This is a genomic window from Shewanella sp. BJSY2023SW001, from assembly GCF_047314685.1.
GTDB classification, from domain to species: domain Bacteria; phylum Pseudomonadota; class Gammaproteobacteria; order Enterobacterales; family Shewanellaceae; genus Shewanella; species Shewanella indica.
Genome location: NZ_JBKORF010000014.1, coordinates 23,243 through 38,368, shown reverse-complemented (window position 1 = coordinate 38,368; position 15,126 = coordinate 23,243). Strand labels below are relative to the sequence as shown.

At 56.7% G+C, this 15,126-nt stretch carries 11 protein-coding genes; 5 read left to right on the top strand and 6 right to left on the bottom strand.

Translation table 11 applies throughout. The annotated features are described in order from the left end of the window. Positions 1-245 (bottom strand): transposase domain-containing protein (locus ACMHXH_RS03420; protein ID WP_413737605.1); only part of this gene is annotated, 245 nt, incomplete at its 3' end. 337 nt (positions 246-582) lie between these two features. Beyond that, the gene (locus tag ACMHXH_RS03415; protein WP_335912767.1) at positions 583-2,784 is read right to left on the bottom strand and encodes a S46 family peptidase; all 2,202 of its coding nucleotides are present in this window, start codon (positions 2,782-2,784) and stop codon (positions 583-585) included. A gap of 130 nt (positions 2,785-2,914) precedes the next feature. Between ACMHXH_RS03415 and dnaB the strand changes: the two genes are divergently transcribed. Both dnaB and alr read left to right on the top strand, forming a co-directional pair. Further along, the gene (gene dnaB, locus ACMHXH_RS03410) at positions 2,915-4,321 is read left to right on the top strand and encodes a replicative DNA helicase (protein ID WP_039034474.1); all 1,407 of its coding nucleotides are present in this window, start codon (positions 2,915-2,917) and stop codon (positions 4,319-4,321) included. Positions 4,322-4,389: 68 nt separating this feature from the next. Continuing rightward, positions 4,390-5,466 carry an alanine racemase gene (gene alr, locus ACMHXH_RS03405; protein ID WP_025009347.1) on the top strand — a complete coding sequence of 359 codons (1,077 nt, stop codon included), beginning with the start codon at positions 4,390-4,392 and terminating at the stop codon, positions 5,464-5,466. 58 nt (positions 5,467-5,524) lie between these two features. On the opposite strand, the gene ACMHXH_RS03400 is transcribed toward alr, so the two are convergent. The 4 genes from ACMHXH_RS03400 to dsrO all read right to left on the bottom strand — a co-directional run bounded on the left by ACMHXH_RS03400 (position 5,525) and on the right by dsrO (position 11,088). Beyond that, entirely contained in the window at positions 5,525-5,992 is a 468-nt protein-coding gene (locus ACMHXH_RS03400) for a chemotaxis protein CheX (protein WP_335912769.1), read from the bottom strand. Between the two features lie 179 nt (positions 5,993-6,171). Further along, on the bottom strand, positions 6,172-9,282 hold the full coding sequence (locus ACMHXH_RS03395) for a tetrathionate reductase subunit A (RefSeq protein WP_234500925.1): 3,111 nt from the start codon (positions 9,280-9,282) through the stop codon (positions 6,172-6,174). Then, positions 9,282-10,355 carry an NrfD/PsrC family molybdoenzyme membrane anchor subunit gene (gene nrfD / locus ACMHXH_RS03390; RefSeq protein WP_039034478.1) on the bottom strand — a complete coding sequence of 358 codons (1,074 nt, stop codon included), beginning with the start codon at positions 10,353-10,355 and terminating at the stop codon, positions 9,282-9,284. Before nrfD ends, ACMHXH_RS03395 begins: the two co-directional genes overlap by 1 nt. Continuing rightward, positions 10,345-11,088 carry a sulfate reduction electron transfer complex DsrMKJOP subunit DsrO gene (gene dsrO, locus ACMHXH_RS03385; RefSeq protein WP_039034479.1) on the bottom strand — a complete coding sequence of 248 codons (744 nt, stop codon included), beginning with the start codon at positions 11,086-11,088 and terminating at the stop codon, positions 10,345-10,347. Before dsrO ends, nrfD begins: the two co-directional genes overlap by 11 nt. A 214-nt stretch (positions 11,089-11,302) precedes the next feature. Between dsrO and ACMHXH_RS03380 the strand changes: the two genes are divergently transcribed. The 3 genes from ACMHXH_RS03380 (at position 11,303) to dusA (ending at position 14,901) form a co-directional block, all read left to right on the top strand. Beyond that, a complete protein-coding gene (locus ACMHXH_RS03380; protein ID WP_335912771.1) occupies positions 11,303-13,114 on the top strand; it encodes a PhnD/SsuA/transferrin family substrate-binding protein in 1,812 nt (603 codons plus the stop codon). 26 nt (positions 13,115-13,140) lie between these two features. Beyond that, the gene (locus tag ACMHXH_RS03375; protein ID WP_052248120.1) at positions 13,141-13,785 is read left to right on the top strand and encodes a response regulator transcription factor; all 645 of its coding nucleotides are present in this window, start codon (positions 13,141-13,143) and stop codon (positions 13,783-13,785) included. A gap of 132 nt (positions 13,786-13,917) precedes the next feature. Further along, on the top strand, positions 13,918-14,901 hold the full coding sequence (dusA, locus tag ACMHXH_RS03370) for a tRNA dihydrouridine(20/20a) synthase DusA (RefSeq protein WP_335912773.1): 984 nt from the start codon (positions 13,918-13,920) through the stop codon (positions 14,899-14,901). The last annotated feature ends 225 nt before the right edge of the window (positions 14,902-15,126 follow it).

Here is a 15,126-nt window from a genome sequence, read left to right as displayed (position 1 = left end):
ATATCAAGCTTATTGATGAGAGAGCGGACGGACTCGCCTCTGAATAGAGCCATACCAATCACCGCCCAAATCATGGCATCCATAGGTAACTTACGCCGCCTTAAACTGGCAACACCATGTGAATCAAGGCACGACTGAATTAACTCAGGCTCAAGCACATCGGCCAGACAGGTGAATTCGGTAAGACGATTGATATGAGTACGCGCCAAAGCTTCTGAAAGTTGCATAAAAAAATCCGATGACATGAGGTCATCGGATTTTGATCCTTTCAGTGAGATCGTCAAGCGATCTGTCTTAACTGATCGGCATTAGCCTTCGGGCGGTGTTTTTTTATGCCTGTTTGGTCGCTGAGTGCCTCGGGGGCCCCCCTTTCTTCTTTGCCTGCGAATGCCCAAATCAAGCATCTATTACCAGCACACCTTCACTACTATATAGTCGCTTGTTCACGTCGCTATTACAGCGGCATTGATTGAAGATTTGTTATCTCTGGTAGAACCGCTGCTGACTTGATTGGCGATGACTACAGAGACGAAAACACCCGCCGGGGCGGGTGTTTTCAGGGGTATTGCAGACTAGTGGCTATCAGTTGCGCACCAGTTCCAGCTCTTTGAGCAGGTTGTCGGCATGATCCACTTCATCCATCATCCACAGAATGTAGCGGATATCCACGTGCACGGCGCGGGTGATGGTGGGGTTGAAGTACCAATCTTTGGTGATGGCTTCATAGGTGGAGTCAAAGTTGAGGCCAACCAGCTCGCCCTTGCCGTTAAACACGGGGGAGCCTGAATTGCCTCCTGTGGTATCTACGCTGGAGAGAAAGTTAACCGGTACAGAGTTGAACTCGGCGGGGTTATCCAGGCAGGAGAACAGGCGGCACAACCAGCTGCGAGGATCCTGATACAAGTGCTGCACCTTATGCTCGCCCAGTCGTCCCTGCTTGATGGCATCCAGCAGCTTCTGCGGTGCATTGTAGGGCTCGACACCTGTGTGCTTGGCGACTATCCCTTCCAGCTTGGTAAAGGGTTGCTTGTAGAGCGCATCACGGGACTGATAGCCATCGACCATACCATAGCTGATCCTTAAGGTGCCGTTGGCATCCGGATAGACAGGCTTACCCATGGCCTTGTTATAGGCAATGATCGCCTTCATGTAGGCGGGGCGGGCGATGGACAGCTTACCGGCCAGTTCCTTGTCGGCTTTTTCCTGCGCCATATTGGTTTCGTACAGGGCTACTGCCATGCGAATGAAGGGATCGCTGCTGCTCTCGAAGGCTTCCGGCTTGGCCAGCATCCAGTCGAGGCGTTTTTCTGGGTCGGTCAGCTCGGTCAGGGCATACATGCCTTCGAGCTTGTCGCCCAGGCTGATACCTTGCTCGGGTGTCAGCAACTGATCCATCACGGCGACCCGGTTATCCTGCGCCAGGTAGGCGTCGATATCCATCTGCCACAGTGTCTTGTCGACGCTGATATCGAAGCTGGAGTCAAGTCGCTTGAGACGGGCGGCGAACATCTTCATGTCACGCTCTTGATAACCCGCTTCGCGCTCGGCATCGGGTTTTTGGTTTTCTTTGGCCAGGCGATAAAGCTGCTTGGCGGCGCTGAGCAAGGCACTGGATTGAGCGTTGTCAAAATAGTAGCTCTGCTGATACTTGTGCTGTTGCTCGGCCAGCAGTTGTTCGAGCTCACTTAGTTGCGCCATCAGCGGCTGTGCGTCTTTATCTTTGGCCAGCCAGTCGCGGAAGGCATTTTCCTCGACCTGCTTGATGGCGGCGATGTCAGTGGCGTGGAAGCCATCCAATAAGCCGTTGAGTTTTTTCATCCGGTTGGCCATGCCGGCCAGAGTCCCGGCATACTTGATGGCGATATCCTTGTCGGAAGCGCCCATGCCCTCAATGGTGTCGATTTTGGCCTGATAGCGGGCGGCTTGGGTCGGATAGAGCCAGTCGCTGGCGAATCTCAGCTCTGAGGTCAGGCGGTAGCGGCTGGTTGAACCCGGGTAACCGGCCACAAACACGCCGTCACCGGCCTTAACGCCATCGGCATTGACCTTGAGGAAGCTCTTGGGCTGATAAGGCACGTTATCCTCGGCATAGGCCGCCGGTTTGCCATCCTTGCCGACATAAGCCCTGAGGAAGGTAAAGTCGCCGCTGTGACGAGGGTATTCATAGTTATCTATGTCGCCACCGAAACCGCCAACACTCTCGGGTGGCGCATAAACCAGGCGCACATCGCGAATAATCAGCTGTTTGATCAGGTAGTATTCAAGTCCATTGTGGAAACTACGTACTGAGCAGCGGTAGTTGTCGTCGGCTTCACACTCTTTGACCAGCGCCTTGCTGTTGGCCTGGATGGCTTCATAACGCGCCAGTGGCTCGCTCGGCAGGTTGGCCGTTATTTTATCTGTGACATCTGTGACCGCCTCGGTGACATAGAGGCGCTCGTTGGGACCGGCCGAAGGCTCCAGGCGTTGTTCTTTGGCCAAAAAGCCGTCGGCCAGATAGTTGTGTTCTTTGGTGCTGTTGTATTGGATACCCCGATAGGCACAGTGATGGTTGGTGACAACCAATCCTTGGGGTGAGACGAAACTGGCGGTACAATAGCCGAGGCCCACCACGGCGTTCATGGGGTACTTTCCTAGATCGGCCAGTTGCTCTGCCGGGATGGCGATGCCGCGCTCACTGAGCTTGTCGGCAATAGAGGGCATTTGGTAAGGTTGCCACTGCCCTTCATCGGCTATGGCGAGGCCGGAGGTCAGCGCCAAGGCTGCAGCCAATGCATTGCGCATGTTCATTCCTTATTTATTGTTAGTGTCCGTTTGGATATGAAAAACAGGTGATTGTAGGTGTAAAATTCCTGTTCTGATTGAACCGGGTTTTATATCACATTTTGCCTGATTGTTGGAGAGTTGGAGATTTATGCAACAGCAAGGTGCCTTTAAGGCCAAAGATAAGCGAAGAGACGTCCAGGTTGACGCGCTCAAGCTGCCCCCCCACTCCATTGAGGCGGAGCAATCCGTGCTCGGGGGACTAATGCTGGATGCAGAGGCCTGGGACAAGGTGTCCGAGGCCGTGGTCAGAGAAGACTTTTACTCCCGTTCCCACAGGCTGATTTTCAGTGCCATGCAAAAGCTGGTTGAAAACGGCCAACCCATAGATTTGATTACGGTTTCAGAACAACTGGAGCTGACTGACGAGCTGGAAGATGCCGGTGGTTTTACCTATCTGGGGGAAATCGCCAAGAATACCCCCAGCGCCGGTAACATTCTCTCCTACGCCGAAATCGTGCGCGAGCGTGCCGTGGTGCGGGAGATGATCCGGGTGGCACATGAGATTGCCGATGCCGGTTATAATCCTGAGGGACGCGATTCAGGTGCTTTGCTGGACTTGGCCGAAACCAAGGTATTCAAGATAGCCGAGCAGCGTGCCAACGCCAACGAAGGCCCGGAGGGGATTAAGAGCATCCTCGAAAAAACGGTCGACAAGATTGAGCAGCTCTACAACAACCCGCACAACGGTGTGACCGGGGTATCCAGCGGCTTCTCCGATCTGGATAAGATGACCGCAGGTTTCCAGTCCGGTGACCTGGTTATTGTCGCGGCCCGTCCTTCCATGGGTAAGACCACCTTTGCGATGAACCTTTGTGAATACGCGGCGCTCAATGAAGACAAGCCAGTGCTTATCTTCAGTCTCGAGATGCCCTCGGAACAGATCATGATGCGTATGTTGGCGTCGCTTGGCCGGGTGGATCAGACCAAGATACGTACCGGTCAGCTGGATGATGATGATTGGGCGCGGGTGTCCTCCACCATGGGGATCATGCTCGAGCAGGGCAAGATGTATATCGATGACAGCTCGGGCCTGACACCGACCGAAGTGCGCAGCAGGGCCAGGCGTATCGCCCGGGAATACGGTGGTCTGTCTATGATCATGGTCGACTACCTGCAGCTGATGCAGGTGCCGGCATTGGCCGATAACCGGACCCTGGAAATTGCTGAAATCTCCCGCTCGCTCAAGGCCCTGGCCAAGGAGCTGGAGATCCCGGTGATCGCCCTGTCGCAGCTGAACCGCTCATTGGAGCAAAGGGCCGATAAACGCCCGGTAAACTCTGACTTGCGTGAATCCGGCTCTATCGAGCAGGATGCGGACCTTATCATGTTTATTTATCGTGACGAGGTGTATAACGACGATTCGCCCGATAAAGGCACGGCAGAGATCATCATAGGTAAGCAACGTAACGGCCCCATAGGCCGGGTCAGGCTGACTTTCCAGGGGATGTTCTCCCGCTTTGACAATTACGCCGGTCCGCAATTTGAAGAGGACTAAACCTCTGCGGACGGTTTTCCCGGCGCGGCCAGAGAGCGCGCCATCCAATCCAAGATTGAAGGTAAGCTTTGAAACCCTTTCCCAGAGCAGAGATTAGCAGCCGGGCGCTGCAACATAATCTGGCCAGGCTGCGTGAGATCGCGCCCGCCAGCAAAGTTATTGCTGTCGTCAAGGCCAACGGCTATGGCCACGGCTCACTGAACGTGGCCAAGAGCCTGAGTAGTGCCGACGGCTTCGGTCTGGCGCGGCTCGAAGAAGCGTTGGAGCTCAGGGCCGGTGGTGTAACGGCCAAGCTGTTGTTGCTCGAAGGTTTTTTTCGCAGTACTGAGTTGCCTCTACTGGTTAAGCATGACATAGACACAGTGGTGCATCATGAGTCGCAGTTGCAGATGCTGGAGCAGGCCAAGCTGGATAAGCCGGTAACTGTGTGGCTCAAGGTCGACAGCGGCATGCACAGATTGGGTTTTCGCAGCGACGAGTTTAGCGAGGTGTATCAGCGGCTGCTGGATTGCCCACAAGTGGCCAAGCCCATCAATCTGATGACCCATTTCGCCTGCGCCGATGAGCCGGACAATGACTATACCCGCAAGCAGTTGGAGCATTTCAACCAGCTCACCGCCGGGTTGGATGGCGACCGTAGTCTGGCCAACTCGGCCGGTGCCCTCTATTGGCCCAGCAGCCAACAAAACTGGATCCGCCCGGGTATCGCCCTCTATGGGGTGTCGCCTGTGGTCGGTGACAGAGGCGCCAATCACGACCTGCAACCGGCCATGAGTCTGGTGTCACAGCTGATAGCCGTGCGCGAGCACAAGGCCGGAGAGAGCGTGGGCTACGGGAGTTTTTGGCGTTCATCAAGGGATACCCGCCTCGGGGTGGTGGCTATAGGTTATGGTGATGGTTATCCCCGCAATGCCCCCGAGGGCACGCCTGTGCTGATTAATGGTCGCCGGGTGCCTGTGGTTGGCAGGGTGTCGATGGATATGCTGACTGTGGATCTGGGGCCGGATGCCCGGGATGCGGTCGGTGATGACGCCCTCTTGTGGGGGCCGGCGTTACCGGTGGAAGAGGTGGCGGCTCATATCGAAACCGTGGCCTATGAACTGGTGACCAAGTTGACTCCCAGAGTGGCTGTCTGCCTCGATTGAGTTTGAATCATGCCATTGAGTTGGCAAATAATAAAGGGCGCTTCGGCGCCCTTTGTCATTACTGTCCTTCGAAACAGATCTCTATGTAGGCCGAGCCCTTGGGAGCGACAAAAGGCATGATGATCTTCTTGCCCTGAGCCTTATGGGAAATCTTGTGGCCTATGCCGGAAACCACCACAGGGGTGGCCATTTCAAACTCGTAGCCCTTGTCCGACAGCAGGTTCTTGGCGCCGCCGGTCACCATGTTGGTGATTTCCCCCACCAGATCTGTCACTTCTTCATTGATATTGCCGGGGTTTTCTCCCAGCATATTTTGCATTATCTCCAGGATCAGCCCTTGCTCAAAGGTGATCGACAGTGATCCTTTAGTCTGCGGGCCCACCATACCGATAAGTCCGGACACATCGCCCTTGGCCAGGTTATCTGTCTTGAGTCTGGGCTTGCCCGGGGTCAACTGCATGTTAGCCATGGTGGAAATCACATTGAGAAGTGACTGAAGAAAGGGATTGATAAAAGTGACATTCATGCCGGATTTGTTCCTCTTGCTGCCAAGGGATGCGAATAGTGTAAGGCTAATCCATAAGCGATTTGACTCCCGCCCAATGGATCACACTCTTATTAGCTTAGAACAATGGCTTGGGCTCTGTGGCGATTTCTTGCCCGGAAAAACAGTGCCCGGCATAAAAACCGGGCACAGAACGAGCTTCAGGAGACTTTTTCGATTTTGGCCGGCAGCCCTTGGCGGGCCGAGGCGCCGCTGGCCCAATCCACCAGAGGGTATGAACCCGAGCGGCTGGGATCCAGTACGGCGAGATCGTTGAGGTTAACCCCGGCACGGATCAGCGGGTTGGCGGCAATCTGCTTGTCATCTATGCTGAATGCCCGCGCGCCGAGCTCCTTGTGACCAAAGCCGTGTTCGATGGCGATACACTCGGGATGCACGCCGGCGACGCATTCCACCAGTGCCAGCACACTGCCGTTGGGGGTGCTGATTTTCACTGTATCCCCCGTGGCTATCCCCAATCTTTGGGCCGTGTCTTTATTGATCCGCACCGGATTATTGGGGTGCACCTGTCTGAGCCTGTCAGAGCCGATACTCATAGAGCTCATGGTGTGTGACTTGTAACTCGACAGCAACATGGGCCAGGACTGGCGGTCGAAGGCTTGCCTGAGGTCTGTGCCATCGGCCAGGCGTTGACCATAACTGCGCGGACAGCCACTGAGAAACTCGCCGCTCTGGGAGTGACGGCGACTACCCACCTGAGGGTTCCACAACATCATAGGCTTGGGCCAGACCTTGGTGGGGTTGCCCTCAGCGTCCCTGGCCTTGTTCATCGATTCGAAACGGCCACCGCGGGCATAGAGATAAGCCACTCTTGATGCTTCCTCTTCACCGAGACGAGCCTTGAGTTCGGGAATGATCCTGGCAACCCCGGACCAATAGAGATCTTCCTTGCCTATGGCGGGGACTTTTTCTCCCAACCAGGCGACGTTGGCGGCGCCGTAGAGAGAAAAGTCGGCGGCGCGAGTCAGCGGGTGGCGTGTGCCATCATGGGCCAGCACCGCATTTTCACCGAAGCCGGGCAAGGCCAGCGCCATGGCAATCCGGGTAAGAAAGCTTTCCATGCACACGGGATCGCCATCCACTGTGTGCTCCACCCTGGGTTTGACTATCGGCCAGCGGCCGGTGGCTATCTTGGTCATGGTGCCCTGCCAGGCCGAGGTCCAGCCCCAGGACTCATAGGTGAGGGTGTCCGGCACTATATAGTCGGATAACGCCGTGGTTTCGTTGATAAAGCTATCGATACTGATAAACAGCGGCAGCACCTTGGGATCTTTGAGCTTATCGCCTATGGCGGCGCCGAGCCCGGCCTGACCATAGACAGGGTTGCCCATATGGTTGATCCAGGCCTTGAGCGAATAAGGGTAACCGTTGACCGCCGCAGTTAGATGCTCGCTCAACATGGGCGCCGAGATCGGGAACCAGGGCTCCTTTGCCGGGTAGGGCGACTCGCCGGCCTGCTGCTTGCGCTTGTATTCCGAGCTTTTTTCATAGGGGAAACGGGAGCGCGACAGGAATACTCCCTTGGGCTGCACCATGCCGTCAAACTCGGCCAGATTGTAGCGTGGGCCTTTGCCGAAGGGGGGGAAAGTACCGCCCTTGGCCAGCGCGCCGCCCTTTTGGTTGATATTACCTATCATGGCGTTGAGCATCATGATGGCCCAGGCGGTATAGAAGCCATCACTGCTCATGGTGCCGCCGTGGCTGATCACCGCCGCCTTGCTGCCATGGCTGGTGAATTTGTTGGCCAGGGCTTCAATCTCATCGACCGGCACATCGCATTCGGCGCTGTATTGCGCCAATGTCTTGAGCCGGGCCGATTCGGCCAGCAGGCTGAAACTGCTCTTGCAGGCCAGGCTCTGGCCATTTGGGCCTGTGAGTCTGTGGTCCACTTCGAGCTGCGCCTTAGTGCAGGCCTCGGCGGCCATGGGTTCACCGCTGACGGCGTCCAGCACCAGCAAGGGGTCTTCATCGCCGAAGGGTTTGCCGCTGAAGGCCAACCCCAATTCGCTGGCGTGCAGATACTGGCCGTATCTCGGATGCGCCTGGTCTGAATGCACCAGGAAACCGGCATTACTGAAACCGCGGAAACCGGCGGCTTTGGCGGCCTTGACATTGGGAGCGCTGAGAAACTCGGCGCTGTAGCGCTGATTGTCGATGATCCAGCGCAGCATCGCCATCGCCAGCGAGGCGTCTGTGGCCGGGCGGATTGGCAACCAGACATTGTCCGGCGCCGACGCCAGATTGGAGGTGTTGGGCAGCATGGGCGAAACCACAACATAGCTGAAGTTGCGGTTGTTGACCCTGGCATTGGCCATTTGCCGCGCTTGGCGCTTGAAGGGGTTGCCGGATTGCTGCGGTGAAGTGCCGATGAACAACAAGAACTCGGCATGATCCCAGTCCGGTTTCAAGTGGGCGTACTTTTTCAGATCGTCCAGCAAGGCGCCGGCACCGGCCCGATAGCTGAAGCCACAGTAAGAGCCGTGGTTGGCAAAGTTACGGGTGCCGAAGCTGTTGAAGGTAAAGCGTTTTATCAGCGTGTCCCGCCCCTCATCCGAGGCGTTGCTGACCAATAGCTGATTGGCCTTGGGGCCATATTCAGGATTGGCGGGATCCAAAGGCGTGTTGAGATCGCGAATCGCCCTGAGTCCATCCACATGGCCTTCACCAAACAGATCGCCACCTTCGACAACCTCCTTGAGCAACTGCTCGAAGGCTATGCTCTGCCACTGGCCCGAACCTCTGGGGCCGACCCGTTTCAGGCAGCGTGTTACCCGATAGGGGCTGTCCAGTAACTCCAGCATGGCGTTGCCGCGGGCGCAGGCGGTGGAACGCCCGGCAAGCCCCTGTTCTTGCCAGGCGCTGGTAGCCACCAGGGCATCGCGCACCGGGGTGTCAAAGTCCAGGTGTTCACGGGCCGACAGCGGATGATAAGGATTACCGTTGATACGGATAATGCTGTCGGTTTCATTATCGATACGGGCCCGCACCCCGCATTTGGTCCAGCAGCCGAAACACATGGTATTGGCCAGACGCTGGTTGTCATTGGCGCTCAGTTGGCCGCTATTCAGGTCGACCTTGAGTTCAGGTGCCAGCGAGTTGCCATGAATCGCTTCTTGGGTATTTTTGCCCGAGCTGCCATTGACCAGGCCCTTGCCCAGCTGGGTTAGGGTGTGGCTGTAGCCTGCAACAAATAGTCCGGTACCACCTGTGATGGCAGCCCCTTTGATAAAACGGCGTTTACTCTTGTCCATTATGCGGCTCCTTTCAGTCCGGTGGCAGACTGACGTATCAGTTCGGAAATCAGGGTGATCAGGGCCAGCCATAGGCCAAAGGTACCCAGGATCCCCAGCAGCCCCTGTGGGCCCCAGGGCAGTTCATAGAAGTAGGTGCCGGCGCCATACTTGGGATCCGTCTGCGCCTGGATAAGCACCAGCCAGCGAAAGCCCCAAGCCAGGTGGATGGCGGCAAAGCTGCCAAACAGCAAGGCCCAGCGGGGCAGATGTCTGAAGGCCAGCAGCAGCGCCAACAAGGCCAGGGTTGCCAGCACCCAGATAGCGGCCAACTGCCAACTGGGGCTGTCGCCGAGTAGCAATCTGGCTTCATTGGCGCTGTTGCCGCCACTGAGGGCCCAGCCGATAAGCAACAGGGCAAACAGGGCGAAGGAGCCACGCAGCCAGAGCAGCAGCTGTTTGTCTGTCTCCTGCTTATGACCATTGAACAGGCGGTTGAGCCAAATTAGCATGCCGCTGCCGGCGGCCAGGGCGCTGGCGGCAAACAGAGGCGGCAGCCAGTAGCTGTGCCACAGCGGTCTGGCCTTGATGGCCATGGTTTCCATGCCGGTGTAGAGGGCGATACTCAGGCCGCTGAGCAGGGCAACCCAGGCTAGAGGCTTGAGCCAGGGCTCGCCTTGCCAGTTCCCCAGGCGTAACCAGTATCCCAGGCGGCTCCAGCCATCTTTGGGCTGAGTCGGAAGGGAAGGGCGCAGCAAGAGGTAGGCAAAGGCCAGCGCCGCTGCCATAAATAGCGGTAGTAACCAGGCGCCATACCACATCCAGGAATCCAGCCTGAGCTGCATATAGAAGTGCCAGGCGCGGGCGGGTTGGTGCAGATCGGCCAAGAGTGCCACAGGTGCCACTATGGCTGTGCTGAGGATCAGGCTGCCACAGAGTGTCAGCAGGCGCTTATCCTTGGCGCCGGGGCGGATAATGGTCAGCGCCGCAATCCACACTGCGGAATAGGCCAGTCCCATCATAAAGAAGTATTGCACCGCCCAGGGTAACCAGGTGATGGCGATATCCGGGGTCAAGATCTCTTTAATGTCCATGGTGCAACTCCTCTCCAGTGGCGGTCATCAGGCTGCGAACCGGCGCTTCGCCGCGGATCCTTTCTTCAAATGCGGCTGTCATCCCCAGATAGAATACGCAGGGCGAGGTTTCGGCCGAGGGCTTGAGTACCTTGATCTCGTCTCTGTGCTCGGCCAGCATGCGACTGATTTGGCTGCCGGGATCGTTGAGATCGCCGATGATCCTGGCCTCACCGACACAGGTTTCGACGCAGGCCGGTAGCAAGCCCGCTTCCAGCCGATGGGCGCAGAAGGTGCACTTGTCGGCGGTGTTGGTGTCATGGTTGATAAAGCGCGCATCGTAGGGACAGGCCTGGACACAGTAACCGCAGCCGACACACCAGTGGCTGTCGACTACCACTATGCCGTCCTGGCGCTGGAATGTGGCGCCTGTGGGGCAAACCGGGATGCAGGGTGGGTTTTCGCAGTGATTGCAGAGCCTGGGCAGCATCATAAAGGCGCTTTCCTGCCCTTGGGTCACTTCATACTGGTTGACTGTGGTACGAAACTGCCCCAGTGGGGGTTGATTTTCTATGGTGCAGGCGACAGTACAAGCCTGGCAACCGACGCAGCGGCGCAGATCGATCAGCATGCCATAGCGTTTGCCACTGGTTGCCTGGGGCTTGGCGGTCGATGCCTGGGCGACGGGCAAAAACGCAGCTCCGGCGCTGATGGCGGCGATTTGCCCCAGTAGTTGACGTTTACTCTTGTCCATACAGACTCCTGAGTCTTGCGGTGATTGGAAACCCACCGGGCTCCTGTTGCCTGTATTCTCGGCAACTGGCGCCCCTGGTCTCTATAGTGGTTTTCCACATATCGGGGCTGCTATTGATCCAGCGCAAGAAATTGAGGCTAGAATGGCGGGCAGACTGATGTTGCCCCTGCCGCTTGTGGCCGCAACATTTCCTAACCGGAGCTAAAACCAAGAGATGAGAATCCTGTATCTGCTGTGTTATCTGTTTGCGGCTGTACTGCTCGGCCATTGGTCGTCAGCTGCGGCAGCGACTGAGCCTTTGCCGGTATCAGGCCCAGCTATGACAAGCGGAGCGCTGACCGATAAGGCCGTGGTGGATATAGGTGTGTTGGCTACCCGGGGCTACAGCGACAGCATTAACCGTTGGCAACCCACCATGAATTGGCTCGAGCAGCAGATCCCGGGATATTACTTTCGCCTGCACCCCTTGACGCTGGAGCAGCTGTCGCAGGCGGTGGCCGCTCAGGAGCTGGACTTTGTGATCACCAATCCGGGCCAATCTGTGCTGTTGGCGCGGCAGTATTCCTTAAGCTGGCTGGCAACCCTCAAAAGCCGCCTCAATGCCGGTGAGCCGATGCAGGTGGGTTCGGCGCTGGTGGTAAGAAGCGAGTCCAGCCTGCAACATCTGCAAGATCTCAGGAACAAGCGCCTGGGGATAGTCTCGACCCAGGCCTTCGGCGGCTACCTGACCTTGGTGTATGAAGCGCGGCTCAAGCAGATAGACCTGCCAAGCTATGTGGCCGAGATCCAATCTTTGGGATTCCCGCTGGATAATCTGCTCTATCGCCTGCGCGATGGCAGCATAGACGCCGCCGTGGTGCCAGTCTGCCAGTTGGAGCAGATGGCGGCGGAGGGGCTTATCGATGCCGGGCACTATCGGGTGCTGGACAATCAGGCACCGGCAGGGTTTGCCTGCGAGGTGTCGACCCGCCTCTATCCCAACTGGTCTATGGCCAAGACCAGCCGTGCCGGTCAGGGGCTGGCCAAGCAGTTGACCCTGGCCCTATTGGCACTGCCGGAGGACAGTGAGGCGGCCAAAATGTCCGGCTCGCTGGGGTGGACCACGGCGGTCAGTCAACTGGCCATTGATAAGCTGCTCAAGGATCTGGACCTGCACCCATTGCAGGCGCCTTGGTGGCAAAGGGCGCTGCAGTGGCTCAAGGCTCACAGTCATTGGGGCTGGAGCTTGCTGGCGCTGCTGGTGCTGCTCAACGGTTATCACTTCTGGCTCGAATACAGTTTCAGCCGCCGCGGCCGGGAACTGGCCAAGGCCCAGCGGCAACTGAGTGAAAACCTCAGTTTGCTGGAACATGCCCAGCGGGCGGCGGTGGCCGGTGAACTGGGGGCCAGTCTGGCCCATGAGTTGAACCAACCTTTGGCGGCCATAGGCAACTATTGCCACGGCGCCAGTGTCAGGCTGCAACAGGGGCAACTTGACAAGTTGCCGCTGGCACTGGAACAGATACAGTCGGAAGTGGGCCGCGCCCACGGTATCATTCAAAGGCTCAGGGGGCTTTTGAAAAAGCGCCCGCCGCAAAAACAGTTGCAGCCGTTCAGCCCCTTGCTGAGCGAGACGCTGACTCTGCTGGGGCATGAATTGGAGAAACAATCGATCCGCGTCGATTGGCAGATTGTCGGCGAAGAAAGACCCATGCAACTGGATACGGTCGCCATGCAGCAACTCTTGTTGAATCTGCTTAAAAATGCCATCGAAGCCTTGGCTGAAGAGCCTAAGGTCGAGCGCCTTATTGCGCTGCGGCTGGATTATCAATCTCAGCCCGGCAAGCTCTTGCTGGAAGTGCAGGACAATGGCCCTGGACTTAAACAGGATGGCAAGAGCCTGATGCAGGCCTTTACCAGTACCAAGACAGATGGCCTGGGGCTGGGGCTGGTGATCTGCCGGGAAATCGCCGAGAGCCATGGCGGCAGCATCAGCCTGCTGCAGCCGCCTGAGGGCGGTTGTCTGGTCACAGTGTTGCTGGCTTAAACCCGTTTTGCCAAGGAGAAAGAAAAATGCCGGGACAATTTGCTGCTCAAAACAGTTCACCGACCGATGACAAGCGTCAGTCAGTCTATCTGGTGGATGACGATGATTCGGTGCGGCGCTCGTTGGGGTTTATGCTGGAAGGCTATGGTTTTGAGGTGCAGGCCTTTGAAGATGCCGAGCATTTTCTCAAGGCGCAGCTGTTGGATCTGCCCGGCTGCCTGATCCTCGATATGCGTATGCCAGGGCTCAGTGGGGCGCAGCTGCAGCAACTGCTCAACGAGCGTAATAGCCCGCTGGCGGTGATCTTTCTCACCGGCCATGGCGACGTGCCGCTGGCGGTGGATGCACTTAAATCCGGCGCGGTGGACTTTTTTCAAAAACCCGCCGATGGCGCTCGCCTGGCCGAGGCGGTCACCAAGGCGCTGAGTCACTCTGCCGAAATCGCCAAGCGCCGAAAGCTGCAAGGCATCTACCAGGCGCTGACTCCGAGGGAGAAAGAGATATTGCATCTCATCGCCAAGGGCTATAAGAACCAGCAGATAGCCGACGAACTCTGCATCGCCATGCGCACAGTGGAGATCCACAGATCCAACCTGATGAAGGGCATGCAGGTGAGCTCGCTGGCTGAAATGTTGTTGATTTATGCCGGGATAGAGACAGAGTTTGAGTAACTCGGGTCAAAAGTCTTCGGCGGCAAAAGAATGACCTTTGATTCGGGTTTATGAGCGGGATTTATCTGCGGCTGTCGTTTTATGGCCACAGAGGGTAAAATAGCGGCCCATTTTTGCGTACCGGATCTGTGAATGCCAAGCCCTATCGATGCCAACCGCCGTTTTTCCATTGCCCCCATGCTGGATTGGACGGACCGCCACTATCGTTACTTTGCCCGGCTGATGTCGAGCCAGACGCTGCTCTACACTGAGATGGTGACCACAGGCGCGATACTGCATGGCAAGGGCGATTATCTGGCTTATAACCAGGAAGAGCACCCGCTGGCATTGCAACTGGGCGGCTCCAATGTCGAGGATTTGGCCCGCTGCGCCGAAATCGCCCAGCAAAGGGGGTATGACGAAGTAAACCTCAATGTGGGGTGCCCTTCGGATAGAGTACAGAACGGCCGCTTTGGTGCTTGTTTGATGGAAGAGCCAGAACTGGTGGCCCATTGCGTCGATGCCATGCGCCAGAAGGTGGATATTCCGGTGACGGTCAAGACCCGCATCGGCATAGACGACAAAGATTCCTACGAATTTCTTTGTGACTTCATTACCAAGGTGAGTGCCGCCGGCTGCGATACTTTCATCATTCATGCCCGCAAGGCCTGGTTGCAGGGGCTCAGTCCCAAGGAAAACCGTGAGATCCCGCCATTGGATTATCCCAGGGTGTATCAATTGAAGCAGGATTTTCCCGGCCTGCATATCAGCATCAATGGTGGTATCAAGAGCTTTGAAGAGATGCATGCCCATCTGGCCCAGCTGGATGGGGTGATGGTGGGGCGAGAAGCCTACCAAAATCCCTATCTGTTGGCCGAGGTGGATCAGAAGATCTTTGGCCTCGATAGCCAGGTTATGAGTCGCGATCAGGTGGTGGATGCCATGTTGCCCTATGTGGAAGCTCATCTGCAGTCGGGTGGCCGCTTGAATCATATCAGCAGACACATGACAGGCCTGTATCAGGGGATCCCCGGTTCTCGCAGTTGGCGCCGTCATTTGAGCGAGAATGCCCACAAGCCGGGTGCCGGCATAGAAGTGTTACTGCAGGCTCGTGAAATGATGCACAGCGGAGTTTGACCTTGCTGTAATACCCGAGTGGTGAAAATCGCTATGGTGATAGTGCTTTTTACCAACAGATAGGAAATTGCTGTATTTTTGTGCTGCTACGGTCAGTCATTCTGTGTTAATGATTGGCCGTTTTTATTTTTATTTCATTTAATATCATATCCTTAATCGAAACTTTTCCCAGTTGGCACGCCCTTTGAATTAGTCATCTTGACCGCTGACCCGTTCAGCTTAACC